This window comes from Rhodococcus sp. 320_ES (assembly GCF_059691855.1).
This window is the reverse complement of sequence record NZ_JCAWAG010000001.1, coordinates 344,648-359,236: the sequence shown is the minus strand read 5'-3', so window position 1 is coordinate 359,236 and position 14,589 is coordinate 344,648. Positions and strand designations below refer to the sequence as shown.

Genomic DNA, 14,589 nt, shown 5'->3' with positions numbered 1-14,589 from the left:
GCCGAGCCGGTCGCCCTGACCGTGGCCGAGTCGTACGCCGTGACCGTGGCCGAGCCGTACGCCCTGACCGTGGCCGAGTCGTACGCCGTGACGTCGATCCATACGCCACGCTCCGAGCGGATCTCGATCCACTCCACACCATCCGCAACGGCCTGATCCAACTCGGCCTGCGTCTTCACAATTCTTTCGTTCATTTCGAATCCTGTTGGTTGGGCCGGCATCCGCTGCACGACCAGGTGGTGAGGTGAAAGAGGGGGCGTCCGCAGTCGGCACAGGGGATGTAGTGCACGGGGACGTCATCGAGGGAAGTGGTCACGACGCTCTCTGTTCGCGTAGGCGACTCACCGGCGCATCGAGAGCCGCCGCGATGTACTCCCGATCCACACCCAGTTCCTTCAGAATCTCGAACGTTGGCACTGTGAATCGGTGACCCATGCGAATCAGGCGCACCGGGTACTCCCCCCGCTTAGCGAGGTCATAGCCCGTGGTGGTGGCGATACCGAGAGCACGGGATGCAGTGACGAGGTCCACCGCTACCGGCAGTTCGAGCAGTTCGGCAAGGCTCATTGGCGTCTTAGTGGTCATCGCAGCGGCTCCCTCGTGAGATCCGTTGCGGCAGCACGAGACTTCGGTGCGGCCTGCCCGGTGGTGTCGCGGATTACGCAGTCCTCGAAGTCGGCGTTGGCGGTGTGCATGTTCTTCAGCGCGGCCTGCTTGCGGGTGAAACCCTCGCCAGCACTGTTGACGTTGCGGTTGTTGCCGGCGACTCGTCGCCAGCGAAACTCGCCTTTGTCGTCGCGGTACAACCAGATGACATGCGGACGGCTCATGGTGCAATCACCGCCCAGATGAGGATGATGATGCCGAGGCAGAGCGCCCCGACTGCGAGCCACATCGGCCACAGCATGAGAAGGATGAGAGCGGTGGTGCTCATGCGGCACCACTTCCGTCAGGTGCGATCCGATAACCAGTGAGACTGAACACTGTTGCGTCAGCGCTCGGTTCGTCGTCGTAGGCCGGGGTCTCGTCGTCGTCCCAGAAGTCGCTCTCACTCGGGCAGGCGCAGTCCAGTAACGCCTTGGCAAGCATCACTGCTTCTGCGCGGGACATCACAAGAGCGACGTGACCATCCGAACCTCGCACCTGAACTTCGATGCGGTCACTGGCTTCGAAGTGCTTGAACGACAGGCCGCCCCCATCATCGAGGCTGTATTTGTTTTCGATGAATTTCTTCATGCTGTGCCTCGCATCTTGTACTGAGTAGGGAACGAGTTGATGTGGTCGACCAGCGCGTTGTGAAGCTTGATCACGTCCGCTGAGTCCAAGGAAAAAGGACCTATCTCGACAGACGGGCCAGCACCGGCGGTAATGACTGAACGGACGGGGATAGCGACACAGAAATCGGATCGCTCATCTAGTGGTTCGATGGTCGTCAATTCGTCGAGCACTGTCCGGTCGTTGACGACAACGATCGAATCGCCCTCGCGAACAACGGTTATCGGGCGTTCGTGGTCGAGCAAGGGCAGGTTGTTCATGCGCCAAGCTCCTTTAGATCGCTCCGGGTAATCAGGACCAGACCGGTGCTGTGGGTGTTCACTGGCAACCCCTCAGCGGCGAGAGCATCCCGCAGATCGATTTCCTTCTGCGGGCGGACACGAGGCTGGAACCGGCGCTTACCGCCAAAGTTGCCTTGGTCGTGGTCGTAGATGAACGGTCGACCCTTGGCTGTCGGCTTCCGGTGATCGACTCCGTCACGGATCGAACCGTCTGGGCGTTCGCGGGTGAGGCGCTGATTGATCAGCCACCCGCGTTCGTAGAGGTGGCGGTCGAACTCGCGAGCGGGCGTCTCGGAGAAGTACTTCTTACCGAAGTCGGTGAGGTGAATGCCGTCTCCACCTTCGATGGCGGCGCGGTGCTTCTGTGCGGCTTCGAGGTAAGCCTCGGCCTTGTCGGCGCGGGCACGCTCCTCGCGGGCAATCTGAATTGCTTGGGCTGTGCGTCCGTTGGAGTCTTCGAGTTCGTCGAGAAGATCGCCGAGTCGCGGCTCTACCTCTGGCGCCGAGACGTTTTCCCGTCGAAGTTCTACGAACGCGTGCACAAGCCGCTTCTTGAATTCACGGACGACGTCGCTGTTGCGAAGGTAGGTCATCAGGAGTGTCGACTGCGGCTCGTTGAGGACCGCGGTTACTGCGTTCTGCGTTCCTCCGGCCGTCGCCAAGGGTTGCGTTTGAAACGCGACCCTTCCGAACTCCTCGAAGTCCGAGATGTGGGCACGGACAAGGCCGAGCACATTCTTGTGCTGGTTGTCAGTCTCTCGGGCAATGATGAGCGACGTCGTAGTCGGCTCGCCATCGTCGCCGTGTGTGACGAGCGGGGTAAGATCCGTCATGACTTTCCTTTCGTGAGTGATTGGTTGTCTCGAAGCCGTCCCGTTACCGCGGGGCGGCTTCTTCTATGTCAGGCCGCAGCGGTCGCTACCTCTGGTCGCATGATGGCGATTTGCTCGATGCGCAACGTGCTGGCAATGCGTGCCAGCAAGACGTTGGTGAGCTTCTTCCGGCCGGCTTCGATGTTCGCCAGATACGGGCGTGAGATGCCGATCTCGTTGGCGAATTGATCCGGGGTGAAGCCTCGAAGCTCCCGAATCGTTCGCACGGTGCGTCCGACGCGCACCCAATCCTCTGCGGGGAATGGGCTCGAAGCCTCTTGCTTCCCTCGCCTTCCCTGAGCATCCGCTTTCACATTTCAGACTGTAGGGGAAGATAGGGAACAACGCAAGGGATACTGAGGGAACACAGCGGAAGAAAGATCGTTCCCGCAGGTCAGACGGGAACAACATCCGTGTAGTTACGCTGCTGTTTTCCCACTCAGACTGGGGGAACTCGCAGTTCCGTCACGGTTGAAGTTCCCTCTAGTTACCTGAATGATTTCTTCCATGGCGAGAACACATGAGGAGGTCGGCGCGATCGTTGTCAAAGCTCGGCTAGCTCGCGGTATCGGGCAAGCCCAGTTGGCAAGCAACGCGTCGGTAGACCCGAAGACTCTGCGGGGTTTAGAGACTGGATCTAGGTGGCCGCAGGCAGTGAGTCGCACCAAGGTTGAGGCAGCACTTGGGTGGAAGGTTGGTGCACTGGAAGAGTTGCTCGAAGGCGCTGACCTATCCGCCGCAGTACTGGTCGACGCGCCGGTATTGCCTCGCAACGCTCCCAACGCTCCAGTCCTCAGTGGACTGGACAGGGCGCTGGGCGTTCCGCCGATTGGGCACAAAGGAACCCAGTTGCCGATGAGTACGGCGGATCGGCAGTTGATGGTTGCCGCACGAAACAAGCTCTATAAGAACAAGGCCGACTTCACATCTGAGGAGTTGTCGGTACTGACACGGTTCGTGGAGGACGACGAACTCAGAATGCTCCACGCCCGCATCGACTGGCTACCTCGGCCAGAGCAGTTAGAAGTCAGTGAACTAGTCACCGAGCTTGAAGCCCGCGTCGATCAACAGCTCTATGACCTTGGCGTGCGAAACGAAACCGAGATTGAAGACATGCCAGCAGGTGCGCCTCGGCCAAATCCCCTCCCGCAGGACGGGATCTTCCCCGACCCGCAGGACTTTCCACCCCAGATCCGATCAATGCGAACACCGACCACAGGAGATGAAGATGAAGCTGAGAGCCCGCAGGAGACGCCGGCAGATGAGGTTGCTACTCGAACGGCTCGGGTTGATCGAACCACAACAACGGGTGCCGCTGGCCGCGGCAAGGATGTAGACGCGACTCCGCGTGATCCAGTTTCCAGCGTTGACGAGGCGTACGAACTCGCCGCCCGCAAAGGCATCACTCAGCGCGAGTGGGAACTGAAGAACGAGCCGCAGCCGGAGGACGAAGCCCAGGGTGAAGCGCCCGACGGCGGCGCCTGACCTGCGAATGACAGCAATGTAAGTCGTTGTCTCGCACAGGTATCTGTCGGTAGCGGACCGTATGGTCCCAATTCATGACCAGATGGCACCCCTGGCGGCATCTCCGCGAAGCGCACCCCGCGGTGGAGGTGACGTTCCCTCACACTCATAACTCGGGGTGTCTCGGCAGGTGGACCGGCGACGGCATCACTGTCAATGGCACGTCGAACCAGCGAGAACGACGCTGCACCCTCACGCACGAGATCGTGCATCTCGAGCGCGGCCCGGTGCCGGACGAACCACGGTTGGCGCGGCGCGAGGAAACTATCGTCGATCGGGTCACCGCCCGCCGTCTGGTGGACCTCGACGCTCTGATCGACGTCCTTGCCTGGAACCGCTACCGGGTGGACGACGAATCCGCTGAAGAACTGTGGGTGGACCTACCCACCCTCGTCACCCGCGTCCGCAACCTCACCGAGGATGAGCGCGCCCACATCGACACCGAACTCGCCAGGAGGCAACCATGACCCCGATCGAACGCATGCTTCTCGACTTCGAGAAGCGGTACTACCGCCACGCCGGGAGCAAGGAGGAGGCAATACGAGACGAGTTCGACCTATCACCCACCCGGTATTACGTTCTACTGAACCGGTTGTTGGACGAACCCGAAGCCCTTGCGGCGGAACCGGTTCTGGTGAACCGCCTGCGCCGCATCCGGGATGGTCGGGCTGCTGCGCGACGAGCACGCGTTGCCTAGGCCACCGTTACCCCTCGGCTCCTGGGGGTCGATCAAACGCACCGAAGTCTCCCCCGGCCGATGGCGCGCGCGAGCGAAGTACCGGGACCACGACGGGATCACCCGCGTCGTGGAACGCTTTGGGAAGACGGGGGCAGGGGCGGAACGCGCCTTGGTCGAAGCCCTGCGTGATCGTGCGGCGGCCGGACGGGGTGATGTGATCAACCGAGAGACACGCCTGGCGGACCTCGCGGACGCGTGGATCGTGAGTTTGGAATCCTCCGACGAGTTGGTCAGCCAGTCCATCGACCAGTACCGCTCCGCGTTGCGGGCGCACATCATCCCCGCGTTGGGTGAGGTGCGGATCAGGGAAGCGACGGTGGGCGTTCTCGACCGATTCCTGCGCACCAATAAGACGCCGGCGGTGGCGAAGCGGTGCAGGGCTGCCCTCACTGGCATGTTCACTCTTGCCGCACGGTACGACGCCGTCGACCACAACCCCGTCAGAGAAACCGTATCCCGCGCAGAACCGCGGAAGGTGGTGAGACCGTTGACCATCGACGAGATCGCGGCACTGAGGCTCGTCGTGGCCGCGTGGGCCGGGGGCAACGACATGGGACCACCGAGGGCGGTGGACATGCCCGAATTGTTCGACACCCTCCTCGGGACGGGTGCGCGAATCGGGGAGATCCTGGCACTGCGAATCGACAAGGACGTGGACCTCGAGTCCGACCCGCCCACGGTGACGATCGCCGGCACTATCGTCGGCAACACCCGGCAGCCGTTCCCGAAGACGTCCTCCTCGCATTCGACGAAGAAGATCCCCCGCTTCACCGCGGCGGCCATCGCTCGGCAGATCGCCCGAGACCTCCCCACCGACGACAATCACCTCCTGTTTCCCTCCCGCACGGGCGGTGCTCGGTCGGTGAACAACGTGGGGCGCCAGGTGCGGGCGGCGAGAGGAGAGACGTTCTCCTGGGTGACGACGCGGGTGTTCCGCAAAACTGTCGCCACGGCGGTGGAGCGGTCCATGGACATCGAGACGGCATCGGCTCAGCTCGGCCACGCGGGCACCGAAGTCACCCGCAGGCACTACATCCAGAGGGCCGCAATCGGTCCCGATGTGCGACATGTGCTGGACCAGCTCTCGCCGGTTTTGGGTGGGTTAAAGGTGGGTGGAACGGAAAACGCCCCAGCCGAGGAGGTCGGCTAGGGCGTTGACGTGGTGTTTGTGCTCCCCCATCTGGACTTGAACCAGAAACCCTTCGATTAACAGTCGAATGCTCTGCCAATTGAGCTATGGGGGAATGCGGTGAACCGAGATCAGACTCTAGCGCATGGCACCGGCCCACCACCAAATCGCCATGTCGCTTCGCTGTCAGGCAGGATGGAAGGGATCGAAGTCTATCGGGAGGACCGAAACACGATGATGCGGATGCTGGTGGGTATCGCCGCCGGGTACGTGCTCGGAACGAAGGCCGGCCGCGGCCGGTACGAGCAGATCAGCCGCGGAGCGAAGGCTGTGGCGTCGAGCCCTGCCACGAAGAAGGTGATTCAGACGGGCCGTCAGAAGCTGTCCGAGTCGCTCAGCACGGAACCGAAGATGGAACAGTTGAAGCCGATCGACGATCAGACGGTATTCGTCCCGAGGGACCACCTAAAGCGCGGGTAGTTCCGCGTCCGTCGTACTGCCCACCGCCTGCTCGAGCAGGCTTCGTCGGTACTGCTCGAGCGCGATCAGGTCGCCGAACAGGGCGTTGTACTCGTCGGGTTTGTCGACGGGCGACATGCGCTGAAGCTTCGATTTGAGCTCGGCGACCTGACGCCCGACCCACACTTCCTGCAGCCTGGCCAGAACGCCCGAAATGTAGCGGGCCATCGACTCTTCCGAGACGGGCATCGATTCGACGGCCAGCTCGGTGACGAGCGAACGCAGACCGCGCACTTCCGCCCGATTACCGACGGCTTCGAGCCAGTCGCTTCCACCGAGCCCCGCGGCGGTTCCTCCGGCCTCACGCACCGAATCGGCGACCGCCGAGTACGCAGGGTGTCCGAACGTCTCCGGCGGCAGCGAGTCGAACACGGACCCGGCGATCTCCGGGTGCTGCATCACGGCCTTCAGCGCCTCACGCTGAGGCCACAGCGTCGGATCCGTGCGGTTGGGGTGCGGCATGGTGACGGGTGCGGCAGGCTCCGGCTCCTCGGTACGCGAGGCCGGGCGTCGCAACGGCTGTTTGGCAACCGAGCCACCGCCCTTGGCGATTCTCGCCGCCTCGTCGCGCACCCGGTTGACGACCATCTTCTCGTCGATCCACCCCACCCAGCCGGACAGCCTGGTCGCGTAGTTGTCGCGCAGCGCACGATCTTTCATCTGCGCCACCATCGGAACGGCGCGACGCAGCGCCTCGACCTGCCCCTCGGCCGTGTCGAGGTTGCATTCGGCCAGAACGCCCTTGATGGCGAACTCGAACAGCGGGGTGCGCCGTGCCACGAGATCGCGGACGGCTGCGTCGCCCTTCTTCTGACGCAGATCGCACGGATCCATGCCGTCGGGTGCGACCGCGATGAAGGTCTGCCCGGCCAGCTTCTGATCGCCGGAGAACGCCTTCATGGCCGCTGCCTGCCCGGCCGAGTCGCCGTCGAAGGTGTAGATGATCTCGCCGCGCCAGAACTTGTCGTCCATGAGCAGTCGACGAAGCAGCGACAGGTGTTCGTCACCGAATGCCGTGCCGCACGCGGCAACTGCGGTCTTGACTCCGGCCTGATGCATCGCCATGACGTCGGTGTAGCCCTCGACCACCACGGCCTGGTGGCCTTTGGCGATGTCGCGCTTGGCGAGGTCGAGACCGAAGAGCACCTGAGACTTCTTGTACAGCAACGTTTCCGGCGTGTTGACGTACTTGCCGGGCATCGTGTCGTCGTCGAACAGTTTGCGCGCGCCGAAGCCGATCACGTCACCGGCGAGGTTGCGAATGGGCCACAGCAGCCGGCGATGGAACCGGTCGATCGGACCCCGCTTGCCCTGCCGCGACAACCCGGCCGCTTCGAGCTCCTTGAACTCGAACCCCTTCTGCTGCAGGTGTTTCGTGAGTGTGTCCCACCCGTCCGGCGCGTATCCGCACCCGAACTCCAGCGCCGCGGCGCCGTCGAAGTTCCGCTCGGTGAGGTAGTCACGAGCAGCCTGCGCATCGGGACCCTTCAGCCGCTCGGCGTAGAACGCCTGCGCCGCAGCGTTGGCGGCGACGAGCCGAGAGCGCGTGCCGCGATCACGCTGAACGGACGTGCCACCGCCCTCGTACGAGATCTGGTACCCGAGGCGATCGGCCAGCTGCTCCACCGACTCGACGAAGCTGATGTGTTCGATCTTCTGCAGGAAGGTGTAGACGTCGCCACCCTCACCGCACCCGAAGCAGTGGAATGTGCCGTGATTGGGCCGGACGTGGAACGACGGATTCTTCTCGTCGTGAAACGGGCACAACCCCATCATCGAATCGCCGCGCGGTGCCTTCAGGGCCACGTACTCGCCCACGATGTCCTCGATCCGAGCACGGTCGCGGATGGCGGCTACGTCGCGTTCGGGAATTCGGCCTGCCACTCCCCCAGTCTAGAGCTCCACGCAGACACACTCAGCCCCAGCTTGCCTGGGCTCCCAAGCTCGCCTTGTCCACACGTTCGAGTCGAGATTCGGTGTACGACGCAATCTGGTCGACCACCACGCGGGTGCGTGCGGCGTCGTCCGCGGCGTCGTTCCACGCGGGCAGGAAGATCGGGTCCAGGCCGGCCGGAGCCGAATGCAACAACCACTGCGCGACGCGATGAATCCGGTCCCGCTGGCGGTCCTGACGCGCCCTGTGCCCTTCGTCGGACATGACGTAGCGCAGCGCCATGGTCTTGAGCAGCGCCACCTCCGCGCGCACGAGCGGAGGCACGACGAGATCGGCGTCGTATCGCCGCAGCGGAACGTCGCGCCGGGTGCTGCTCACGGCCGCCGTGGTGAACCGTCCGACCAGCTCACTGGTGAGCCGCTTGAGGGCGACGGAGCTGGTCAGCGTGCCGTCGTACCCGGTCGCGTCGGCCACGACGGGCATTTCCGACAGCCGTCCCGCTGCCTCGGCCAGCTCGTCGGCGACCAGGCCGCGGAACTCGAGCGTGCCCAGATCGGCCAGAGCCCGCTGCTCGGCGGGATCGGCCAACGCGCGCAGGTCGATGCGTCCGGCGATGATCCCGTCCTCGACGTCGTGCACGGAGTACGCCACGTCGTCGGCCCAGTCCATCGCCTGTGCCTCCAAGCACTGCGTGCGCTCCGGGGCGCCGTCGCGCACCCAGGCCAGAATCTCGGCGTCGTCGTCGTAAGCGCCGAACTTTCCACCGGGCTCGGACCGCGTCCAGGGGTACTTGATGGCCGAGTCCAGCGCAGCGCGCGTCAGGTTCAGTCCCGCGCTGGTGCCGTCGGGCGCCAGCACCTTCGGTTCGAGCGAGGTGAGGATGCGCAGGTTCTGCGCGTTGCCTTCGAAGCCGCCGCAGTTCACCGCGACCTCGTCGAGCGCCCGCTCCCCGTTGTGGCCGTAGGGCGGATGGCCGATGTCGTGCGCCAGCCCCGCGAGGTCGACCAGATCGGGATCGCAGCCCAGACCGTCGGCGATGCTGCGGCCGATCTGCGCCACCTCGAGCGAGTGCGTCAGCCGCGTGCGCGGGGTGTCACCGTCGCGCGGACCGGTCACCTGCGTCTTGTCGGCGAGCCGGCGCAGCGCCGCGCTGTGCAGCACACGCGCCCGATCGCGGGCGAGGTCGCTGCGATGAGAGGCGTGACCGTCGGACTCGGGTAGGCCGGCAGTCTTGGGTCGCTCGGTGACGATGCGTTCCAGGTCGTGCTCGGAGTAGGTCACTGGCTGGCCGTGTATTGGAAGTCGGCCGAGAAGTGCGTCAGTTGATACCAGAGCAAAGCTGCTGTCTCCCTGGTGATTCCGTGGATCTGAGACTCACGAGTGAAGACGGCCGGCCCCTGCCGAGTCGGAGCTGTCCACGCCTCGAGGCCCGCGTCCCGCGCCATCGTGCGCGTCCGCAGTGAATGCCAGGGGTCGCTCACCAGCGTGACCCGGTCGACGCCGCGGGTGCCGAGTTCCGCGGCCACGGCCTCGATGCTGCGCAGCGTGTCGGATCCTTCCTGAACGGCGACGATGTCGCCGTCGGGGACTCCGCGCGAGACCAGATAGAGCTTTCCGGATTCCGCCTCGGTGTAGTTGTCACCGACCTGCTTGCCGCCGACGGTCACGATGGTCGGCGCCACCCCCGCCTCGTAGAGCTTGCGGGCCTGCTCGAGCCGGGCTTCGAACACCGAGGACGGGGTGCCGTCGTACTGCGCGGCGCCGAGGACCACGATCGCGTCGGACGGGGTGTAATCGTCGCCGCGGGCCACCTGCCACACCCGAACGGCGGTGCCCGCCACCAGAACCACCGCGATCAGCACGACACCGACGACCAGCCGCCCCATCCAGCGCGCCAGCGTTCCCCCGAACCCGAGACGCTCGGGCTCGGGCGATCTCCCATAGGCGGGGTCGAGTGCGGTGTTCATCCCGTCGATTCTGCCAGCCTCACGCAGTGAGCCCACGCTGGCGCGCGGTCGCGGAGGCCAGCCGCCACATACCCAGCCCCGCGGCCACCTGTGCGCCGCCGATGAGGAACGCGACCCAGTCCTCGTACTCCATGGTCGGATCGAGGAGCTTCCACACTCCGACCACAGCCGTCCATAGCCCGACTGCGACCACGACCAGCCAGGCGTGGCGGCGGGAGGACTTCCCGTGACGTCGCAGGACGACACCGAGCCACACCAGCCAGATCGCGAGGAACACCTCACTGATCAGGCGCGCACCCTTCGCCAGGTCGGCGCCACCGTCGAAGACCATCTCGACCTGCGACTGGGCCTCGACGCTGCTCGCGAGTGCCCAGTACTGAATGGCCGTGTGCGTCGACATCACCAACAGCGCCGAACTGAGGGCCGCCAGCGCGATCGAGATCACCGCGGCGGAGGCAGCCGACGCACGCAGCGTGGGCCTGCCGTCGCTCGGAAGGTGACGCCACAGAAGCACCGGAGCGGCCAACAACAGAAGCTGTTGCGCGATGTAGAGGAGATACAGCGAGAGGTACGCGGCCGTGTGCGACGAGGCCCAGTCGACCAGCGCCCGCGCGTCGTCGAACATGTCGAACGTCAATCCGAGCGGTAGCAGGACCGCGAGGAGATACACGATCACGACCACCAGCGTCAGGCCGGACACAATCAGCGCGGTTCCCGCCGACCGTATCGAGCGCTCGACAACCGCATCGTCACTGCTCACGAGCGAGCACCGTAGCAGTCAGAGCCACCCGTTGCGGTCCGCAATTCGGGCGGCTTCCGCCCGTGTGGACGCACCGGTCTTGCCGATCGCCGAGGACAGGTGGTTGCGCACCGTCCCCTCGGACAGATGCAGCGCCGACGCGATCGCGGCCGCCGTTCCCCCGGTGGCCGCCACCGAAAGGACCTCCCGCTCACGGGCGGTGAGCGGCGACGTTCCCGTCGTCAGAGTCTCGGTCGCCAGCGTCGGATCGATGACCCGCAGGCCCTGGTGCACACGCCGGACCGCGTCGGCGAGCTGGCGTGCCGGAGTGTCCTTGACGACGAAGCCCGACGCTCCTGCATCGAGTGCGCGGCGGACGTAGCCGGGCCGCCCGAAGGTCGTGACGATCAACACCCTGCACGACGGAAGTGCTTGTCGCAGCTGGGCTGTGGCCTCGATGCCGTCCAGTCCGGGCATCTCGACATCCAGCAGGGCCACGTCCGGGGTGACTCTGCGGGCCGCGTCCACGACCTCGTCGCCGCGACCGACTTCCGCCACCACCTCGAGATCGTCCTCGAGTCCGAGGAGCGCAGCCAGCGCGCCCCGGACCAGACCCTGGTCGTCGGCCAGCAGCAACTTGATCACGACGCCTCCACCACGACACGGAACCCGCCGCCCGCTACTGCTCCGGCCGTGAGGACGGCGCCCGCCCGGTCGGCTCGGTACCCGAGTCCGCGCAGCCCGCTTCCCGTGTCGTCACCCTGGCGCGGGCCCCTGCCGTCGTCGACGATCTCGATGCGGGACGGCTCGACGGTGATGCAGCATCGAGTTGCGGCGCTGTGCCGAACGACGTTGGTCACAGCCTCGCGAACCGTCCAGGCGAACACTTCCCGGAACCGACTCTCGGCGACGGGCGCCGCACCCGTCAGCACCATGTCGATGCCCGCGGCGTCGAGAGCGGTTCTCGCGTGGGTCAATTCGGTGTCCAGCGTGACTGTCCGCAACCCACCGACTGTGGTCCGGACGTCGCTCAACGCGGTGCGGGCGAGTGCTTCGACCTCGGCGATTTCGCGCATCGCGCGCTGCGGATCGCGATCGACGAGTCGGCCGGCGAGTTCCGCCTTCACAGTGATCACGGTGAGGCTGTGTCCGAGGATGTCGTGAACGTCGCGCCCCAGTCGTTCGCGTTCTTCGACCACGGCCAGATCCGCGATGCGCTCACGCGCGTGTTGCAATTCGATGTTGCGCACGATCAATTGTCCGACACCCCATGCGGCGAGGCTGGCAACCAACAGAGACAACACCGATCCGTCGTCCGGGGTCCACCCCGGGACGACCCGCGGCAGGGCGACGAAGGCGCCCGCGGTCACCACGATCACCGCGGCAGCCTGAACGAGCGGAAGCGAGAACACGGCCAGCACGGCGATGTAGACGCCGCCGGCCAGAATCGATTCGCGCGCAACGGGAGCCGCGGGAACCAGAAGTATCACCAACGCGGCCAGATATGCCCACTGGCGGGGCGGGGAGGACAGTCGACCCTCCACGATGCCGGCGCGAAACTCTTTGAAACACAACAGATACGTCGCCGCGAACAGCACGAGCGACACCAGCGCCGTGGCCCGAAGCGCGTCGGAGGAGTCCGACGTGACGATCGCGCGCACCGGATCCGAGAGGTACACCAGCCAGATCGCGGAGAAGAACCATCCCCGGCGCAACCCCTTGCGGAGGCGGTCCGCGTCCGTTGCCGGATCGCCTCCCGCCTCCGCCATCGCGTCGGTAATGCGGTCGCCCAACGCCGCACCGGCTGACAAGACCGACCGGCCTCCGGCCTGCCCGGTGATTTTCGACCGGCCTCCGGCCTGCCCGGTGATTTTCGACCGGCCTCCGGCCTGCCCGGTGATCTTCGACCGGCCTCCGGCCTGCCCGCGGGCAATCACACGCGCGCCGTGTCCCGCCGGAACAGCTCACGCGCTCCCCATGCGAACACCACGGACCAGAAGACGATGTTGATCACCGCGGCGACGAGGGAACTGGAGGTGTTCTCCCCCAGCGGCGCTCGGGCCAACGTCGCCACCCCGTAGGTGGGGAAGAACTTGGACGCCGTCTCGAACCAGCCACTGGGCGGAACGAAGAGGCCGCCCGCGAAGGACAGCACCGCCAGACCCGGCCCGAGAATCTGCATCACGTTCTCCGACGGCAACAGGTAACCCATGAACAATCCGAACGCGGCGAACACGATGGAGGTCAGCCACGCGATCAGGAAACACGCCACCCAAGCGCCCGCGGGAAGCTTGGCCCCGAAGAACGCGCCGACGACGAAAACGACTGCGACGGCCATGATGCCGAGCACCATCGCGATCACGATCTTCGTCGCGATGTAAGCGGCCGGCTTGAGCGGTGTCAGCCGAAGCTGGCGACTCCACCCGAGCCCGCGCTCGATGGCCACCGTTGCACCGCCGCTCGTGGTGGCCAGCATTCCGCCGTACACGGCCATGCTGACCATGATGTAGCCGGTGACGTTGGCCTGCCCGTACGCCTGAGTCTTGTAGTCGGTCTGCAGTCCGAAGATCAGAAAGAACATGGGCGGCAACAACAATGTGAAGACCAGGGTCCTCTTGTTGCGCATCATGCGTTTGAGTTCGAGCAACAGGAACGGAATGGAAAATCCGCCGCGGCGCGGCAGGGAACGGTCGGTCACGTAGGTGCTCATGCGAGGCTCTCCGAGTTCTCGGTGGCGGTAAGGGTGAGGAACGCGTCCTCGAGATTGTGGGCGACGATCTCCACGTCGTGGGCGCCGGTGCTCGTGAGGAGGAAACGAGCCACGTCGTCGGATCGCTTGGTGTGCACGAAGATTCGATCTCCCCGCACCTCGACGGTCTCGGCGCCGGGCACATCGGCGATCTCGTGGTGCCGACCCTGCGGCAACACCGCGCTGACGGTGCGCCCGGCCGCGAGGTTCTTGACCTCCGCGGCAGATCCGTCGGCGACGATCTTGCCCTGACGCACCAACACGATTCGGTCGGCGTATGCGTCGGCCTCGTCGAGGTAATGCGTCGCGAACAGCACGGTGCGCCCCCGCTCGGAGTCCTCGCGCATGGCACGCCAGAACTCGCGCCGGCCCTCCACGTCCATTCCTGTGGTGGGTTCGTCGAGCACGATCAGATCCGGGTTGGGAAGCAGAGCCAAGGCGAATCGCAGACGCTGCTGCTGTCCGCCGGAGCACTTGCCCACCATCCGGCCCGCGATGTCCGCGATGCCGGCGCGTTCGAGTACTTCCGACACCGGTCGGGTACTCGCGAACAGCGATCCGACGAGTTGGACGGTTTCCTCGACGGTCAGGTCCTTGAGCAGTCCCCCGCTCTGCATCACCGCTGAGACCCGGCCCGTCGCCACGGCCTCCTCCGGCGACCTGCCGAAGAGTCTGACCTGGCCCGTGTCGGGCGTAGCGAGGCCGAGCAGCATGTCGATCGTGGTGGTCTTACCGGCGCCGTTGGGCCCCAGGAACGCCACGATCTCACCGGGTTGCACCGTGAGGTCGATGCCGTCCACGGCCTGGACGGGGTCACCGCCCTTCACCGAGAAGCGCTTGTGGAGATCGACGAGTTCGATCGCTGGTGTGGTCATGGGTACCACTGTGACGCGTCGGCGGT

General features: G+C 65.2%; 20 protein-coding genes and 1 tRNA gene. 5 read left to right on the top strand and 16 right to left on the bottom strand.

Annotated features, from left to right (window positions below; translation table 11 throughout):
* The 7 genes from AC59JP_RS01785 to AC59JP_RS01755 form a co-directional block, all read right to left on the bottom strand.
* Positions 1-194, bottom strand: a 194-nt coding sequence (locus AC59JP_RS01785) for a hypothetical protein (RefSeq protein WP_497323904.1), incomplete at its 3' end; no start/stop codon positions are given.
* A gap of 118 nt (positions 195-312) precedes the next feature.
* Entirely contained in the window at positions 313-585 is a 273-nt protein-coding gene (locus AC59JP_RS01780; protein WP_497323903.1) for a hypothetical protein, read from the bottom strand.
* The gene (locus tag AC59JP_RS01775; protein WP_497323902.1) at positions 582-830 is read right to left on the bottom strand and encodes a YegP family protein; all 249 of its coding nucleotides are present in this window, start codon (positions 828-830) and stop codon (positions 582-584) included. The genes AC59JP_RS01780 and AC59JP_RS01775 overlap by 4 nt, the downstream gene beginning before the upstream one ends.
* Positions 831-930: 100 nt before the next feature.
* A complete protein-coding gene (locus AC59JP_RS01770) occupies positions 931-1,236 on the bottom strand; it encodes a hypothetical protein (protein WP_497323901.1) in 306 nt (101 codons plus the stop codon).
* The gene (locus AC59JP_RS01765) at positions 1,233-1,535 is read right to left on the bottom strand and encodes a hypothetical protein (protein WP_497323900.1); all 303 of its coding nucleotides are present in this window, start codon (positions 1,533-1,535) and stop codon (positions 1,233-1,235) included. The genes AC59JP_RS01770 and AC59JP_RS01765 overlap by 4 nt, the downstream gene beginning before the upstream one ends.
* The gene (locus tag AC59JP_RS01760) at positions 1,532-2,389 is read right to left on the bottom strand and encodes a Rha family transcriptional regulator (RefSeq protein ID WP_497323899.1); all 858 of its coding nucleotides are present in this window, start codon (positions 2,387-2,389) and stop codon (positions 1,532-1,534) included. The genes AC59JP_RS01765 and AC59JP_RS01760 overlap by 4 nt, the downstream gene beginning before the upstream one ends.
* Positions 2,390-2,457: 68 nt before the next feature.
* Positions 2,458-2,742 (bottom strand): helix-turn-helix domain-containing protein, encoded by a 285-nt coding sequence (locus AC59JP_RS01755; RefSeq protein WP_497323898.1) that lies wholly within the window; start codon positions 2,740-2,742, stop codon positions 2,458-2,460.
* Positions 2,743-3,082: 340 nt separating this feature from the next.
* On the opposite strand from AC59JP_RS01755, the gene AC59JP_RS01750 reads away from it, so the two are divergent.
* The 4 genes from AC59JP_RS01750 to AC59JP_RS01735 all read left to right on the top strand — a co-directional run bounded on the left by AC59JP_RS01750 (position 3,083) and on the right by AC59JP_RS01735 (position 5,841).
* On the top strand, positions 3,083-3,913 hold the full coding sequence (locus tag AC59JP_RS01750) for a hypothetical protein (RefSeq protein WP_497323897.1): 831 nt from the start codon (positions 3,083-3,085) through the stop codon (positions 3,911-3,913).
* Between the two features lie 74 nt (positions 3,914-3,987).
* Positions 3,988-4,419, top strand: coding sequence for a hypothetical protein (locus AC59JP_RS01745; RefSeq protein ID WP_497323896.1), 432 nt, complete (start codon positions 3,988-3,990; stop codon positions 4,417-4,419).
* Positions 4,416-4,649, top strand: a complete 234-nt coding sequence (locus tag AC59JP_RS01740) for a DUF3263 domain-containing protein (RefSeq protein ID WP_497323895.1) — start codon at positions 4,416-4,418, stop codon at positions 4,647-4,649. The genes AC59JP_RS01745 and AC59JP_RS01740 overlap by 4 nt, the downstream gene beginning before the upstream one ends.
* A gap of 109 nt (positions 4,650-4,758) precedes the next feature.
* Positions 4,759-5,841 carry a tyrosine-type recombinase/integrase gene (locus AC59JP_RS01735; RefSeq protein ID WP_497323894.1) on the top strand — a complete coding sequence of 361 codons (1,083 nt, stop codon included), beginning with the start codon at positions 4,759-4,761 and terminating at the stop codon, positions 5,839-5,841.
* Between the two features lie 21 nt (positions 5,842-5,862).
* Here the strand turns inward: AC59JP_RS01735 and AC59JP_RS01730 are convergent.
* A tRNA-Asn gene (locus AC59JP_RS01730) sits at positions 5,863-5,935 on the bottom strand.
* Between the two features lie 119 nt (positions 5,936-6,054).
* Between AC59JP_RS01730 and AC59JP_RS01725 the strand changes: the two genes are divergently transcribed.
* On the top strand, positions 6,055-6,300 hold the full coding sequence (locus AC59JP_RS01725; protein ID WP_497324837.1) for a hypothetical protein: 246 nt from the start codon (positions 6,055-6,057) through the stop codon (positions 6,298-6,300).
* Here the strand turns inward: AC59JP_RS01725 and dnaG are convergent.
* The 8 genes from dnaG to AC59JP_RS01685 are packed head-to-tail and all read right to left on the bottom strand — an operon-like array spanning position 6,286 to position 14,563.
* Entirely contained in the window at positions 6,286-8,223 is a 1,938-nt protein-coding gene (gene dnaG, locus AC59JP_RS01720) for a DNA primase (RefSeq protein ID WP_497323893.1), read from the bottom strand. The two genes, AC59JP_RS01725 and dnaG, sit on opposite strands and share 15 nt — an antisense overlap.
* Positions 8,224-8,254: 31 nt before the next feature.
* Positions 8,255-9,514 (bottom strand): deoxyguanosinetriphosphate triphosphohydrolase, encoded by a 1,260-nt coding sequence (locus AC59JP_RS01715; RefSeq protein WP_497323892.1) that lies wholly within the window; start codon positions 9,512-9,514, stop codon positions 8,255-8,257.
* Positions 9,511-10,200 (bottom strand): YdcF family protein, encoded by a 690-nt coding sequence (locus AC59JP_RS01710; protein ID WP_497323891.1) that lies wholly within the window; start codon positions 10,198-10,200, stop codon positions 9,511-9,513. The genes AC59JP_RS01715 and AC59JP_RS01710 overlap by 4 nt, the downstream gene beginning before the upstream one ends.
* 19 nt (positions 10,201-10,219) lie before the next feature.
* Positions 10,220-10,960: a hypothetical protein gene (locus tag AC59JP_RS01705; RefSeq protein WP_497323890.1), complete on the bottom strand. Its 741-nt coding sequence runs from the start codon at positions 10,958-10,960 to the stop codon at positions 10,220-10,222.
* An 18-nt stretch (positions 10,961-10,978) separates the two neighbouring features.
* Positions 10,979-11,584, bottom strand: coding sequence for a response regulator (locus tag AC59JP_RS01700; RefSeq protein ID WP_497323889.1), 606 nt, complete (start codon positions 11,582-11,584; stop codon positions 10,979-10,981).
* On the bottom strand, positions 11,581-12,876 hold the full coding sequence (locus tag AC59JP_RS01695; protein ID WP_497323888.1) for a sensor histidine kinase: 1,296 nt from the start codon (positions 12,874-12,876) through the stop codon (positions 11,581-11,583). The genes AC59JP_RS01700 and AC59JP_RS01695 overlap by 4 nt, the downstream gene beginning before the upstream one ends.
* Positions 12,873-13,649 carry an ABC transporter permease gene (locus AC59JP_RS01690; RefSeq protein ID WP_497323887.1) on the bottom strand — a complete coding sequence of 259 codons (777 nt, stop codon included), beginning with the start codon at positions 13,647-13,649 and terminating at the stop codon, positions 12,873-12,875. The genes AC59JP_RS01695 and AC59JP_RS01690 overlap by 4 nt, the downstream gene beginning before the upstream one ends.
* Complete coding sequence (locus AC59JP_RS01685; RefSeq protein WP_497323886.1) at positions 13,646-14,563, bottom strand: ABC transporter ATP-binding protein; 918 nt, start codon at positions 14,561-14,563, stop codon at positions 13,646-13,648. The genes AC59JP_RS01690 and AC59JP_RS01685 overlap by 4 nt, the downstream gene beginning before the upstream one ends.
* Between the last annotated feature and the right edge of the window lie 26 nt (positions 14,564-14,589).

Excerpts from the sequence above, each read along its gene's own strand:
- AC59JP_RS01775 (WP_497323902.1), bottom strand. The coding sequence starts at position 830 with ATGAGCCGTCCGCATGTCATCTGGTTGTACCGCGACGACAAAGGCGAG.
- AC59JP_RS01740 (WP_497323895.1), top strand. The coding sequence starts at position 4,416 with ATGACCCCGATCGAACGCATGCTTCTCGACTTCGAGAAGCGGTACTAC.
- AC59JP_RS01760 (WP_497323899.1), bottom strand. The coding sequence starts at position 2,389 with ATGACGGATCTTACCCCGCTCGTCACACACGGCGACGATGGCGAGCCG.
- AC59JP_RS01765 (WP_497323900.1), bottom strand. The coding sequence starts at position 1,535 with ATGAACAACCTGCCCTTGCTCGACCACGAACGCCCGATAACCGTTGTT.
- AC59JP_RS01685 (WP_497323886.1), bottom strand. The coding sequence starts at position 14,563 with ATGACCACACCAGCGATCGAACTCGTCGATCTCCACAAGCGCTTCTCG.
- AC59JP_RS01725 (WP_497324837.1), top strand. The coding sequence starts at position 6,055 with ATGATGCGGATGCTGGTGGGTATCGCCGCCGGGTACGTGCTCGGAACG.
- AC59JP_RS01690 (WP_497323887.1), bottom strand. The coding sequence starts at position 13,649 with ATGAGCACCTACGTGACCGACCGTTCCCTGCCGCGCCGCGGCGGATTT.
- AC59JP_RS01770 (WP_497323901.1), bottom strand. The coding sequence starts at position 1,236 with ATGAAGAAATTCATCGAAAACAAATACAGCCTCGATGATGGGGGCGGC.
- AC59JP_RS01780 (WP_497323903.1), bottom strand. The coding sequence starts at position 585 with ATGACCACTAAGACGCCAATGAGCCTTGCCGAACTGCTCGAACTGCCG.
- AC59JP_RS01710 (WP_497323891.1), bottom strand. The coding sequence starts at position 10,200 with ATGAACACCGCACTCGACCCCGCCTATGGGAGATCGCCCGAGCCCGAG.
- AC59JP_RS01745 (WP_497323896.1), top strand. The coding sequence starts at position 3,988 with ATGACCAGATGGCACCCCTGGCGGCATCTCCGCGAAGCGCACCCCGCG.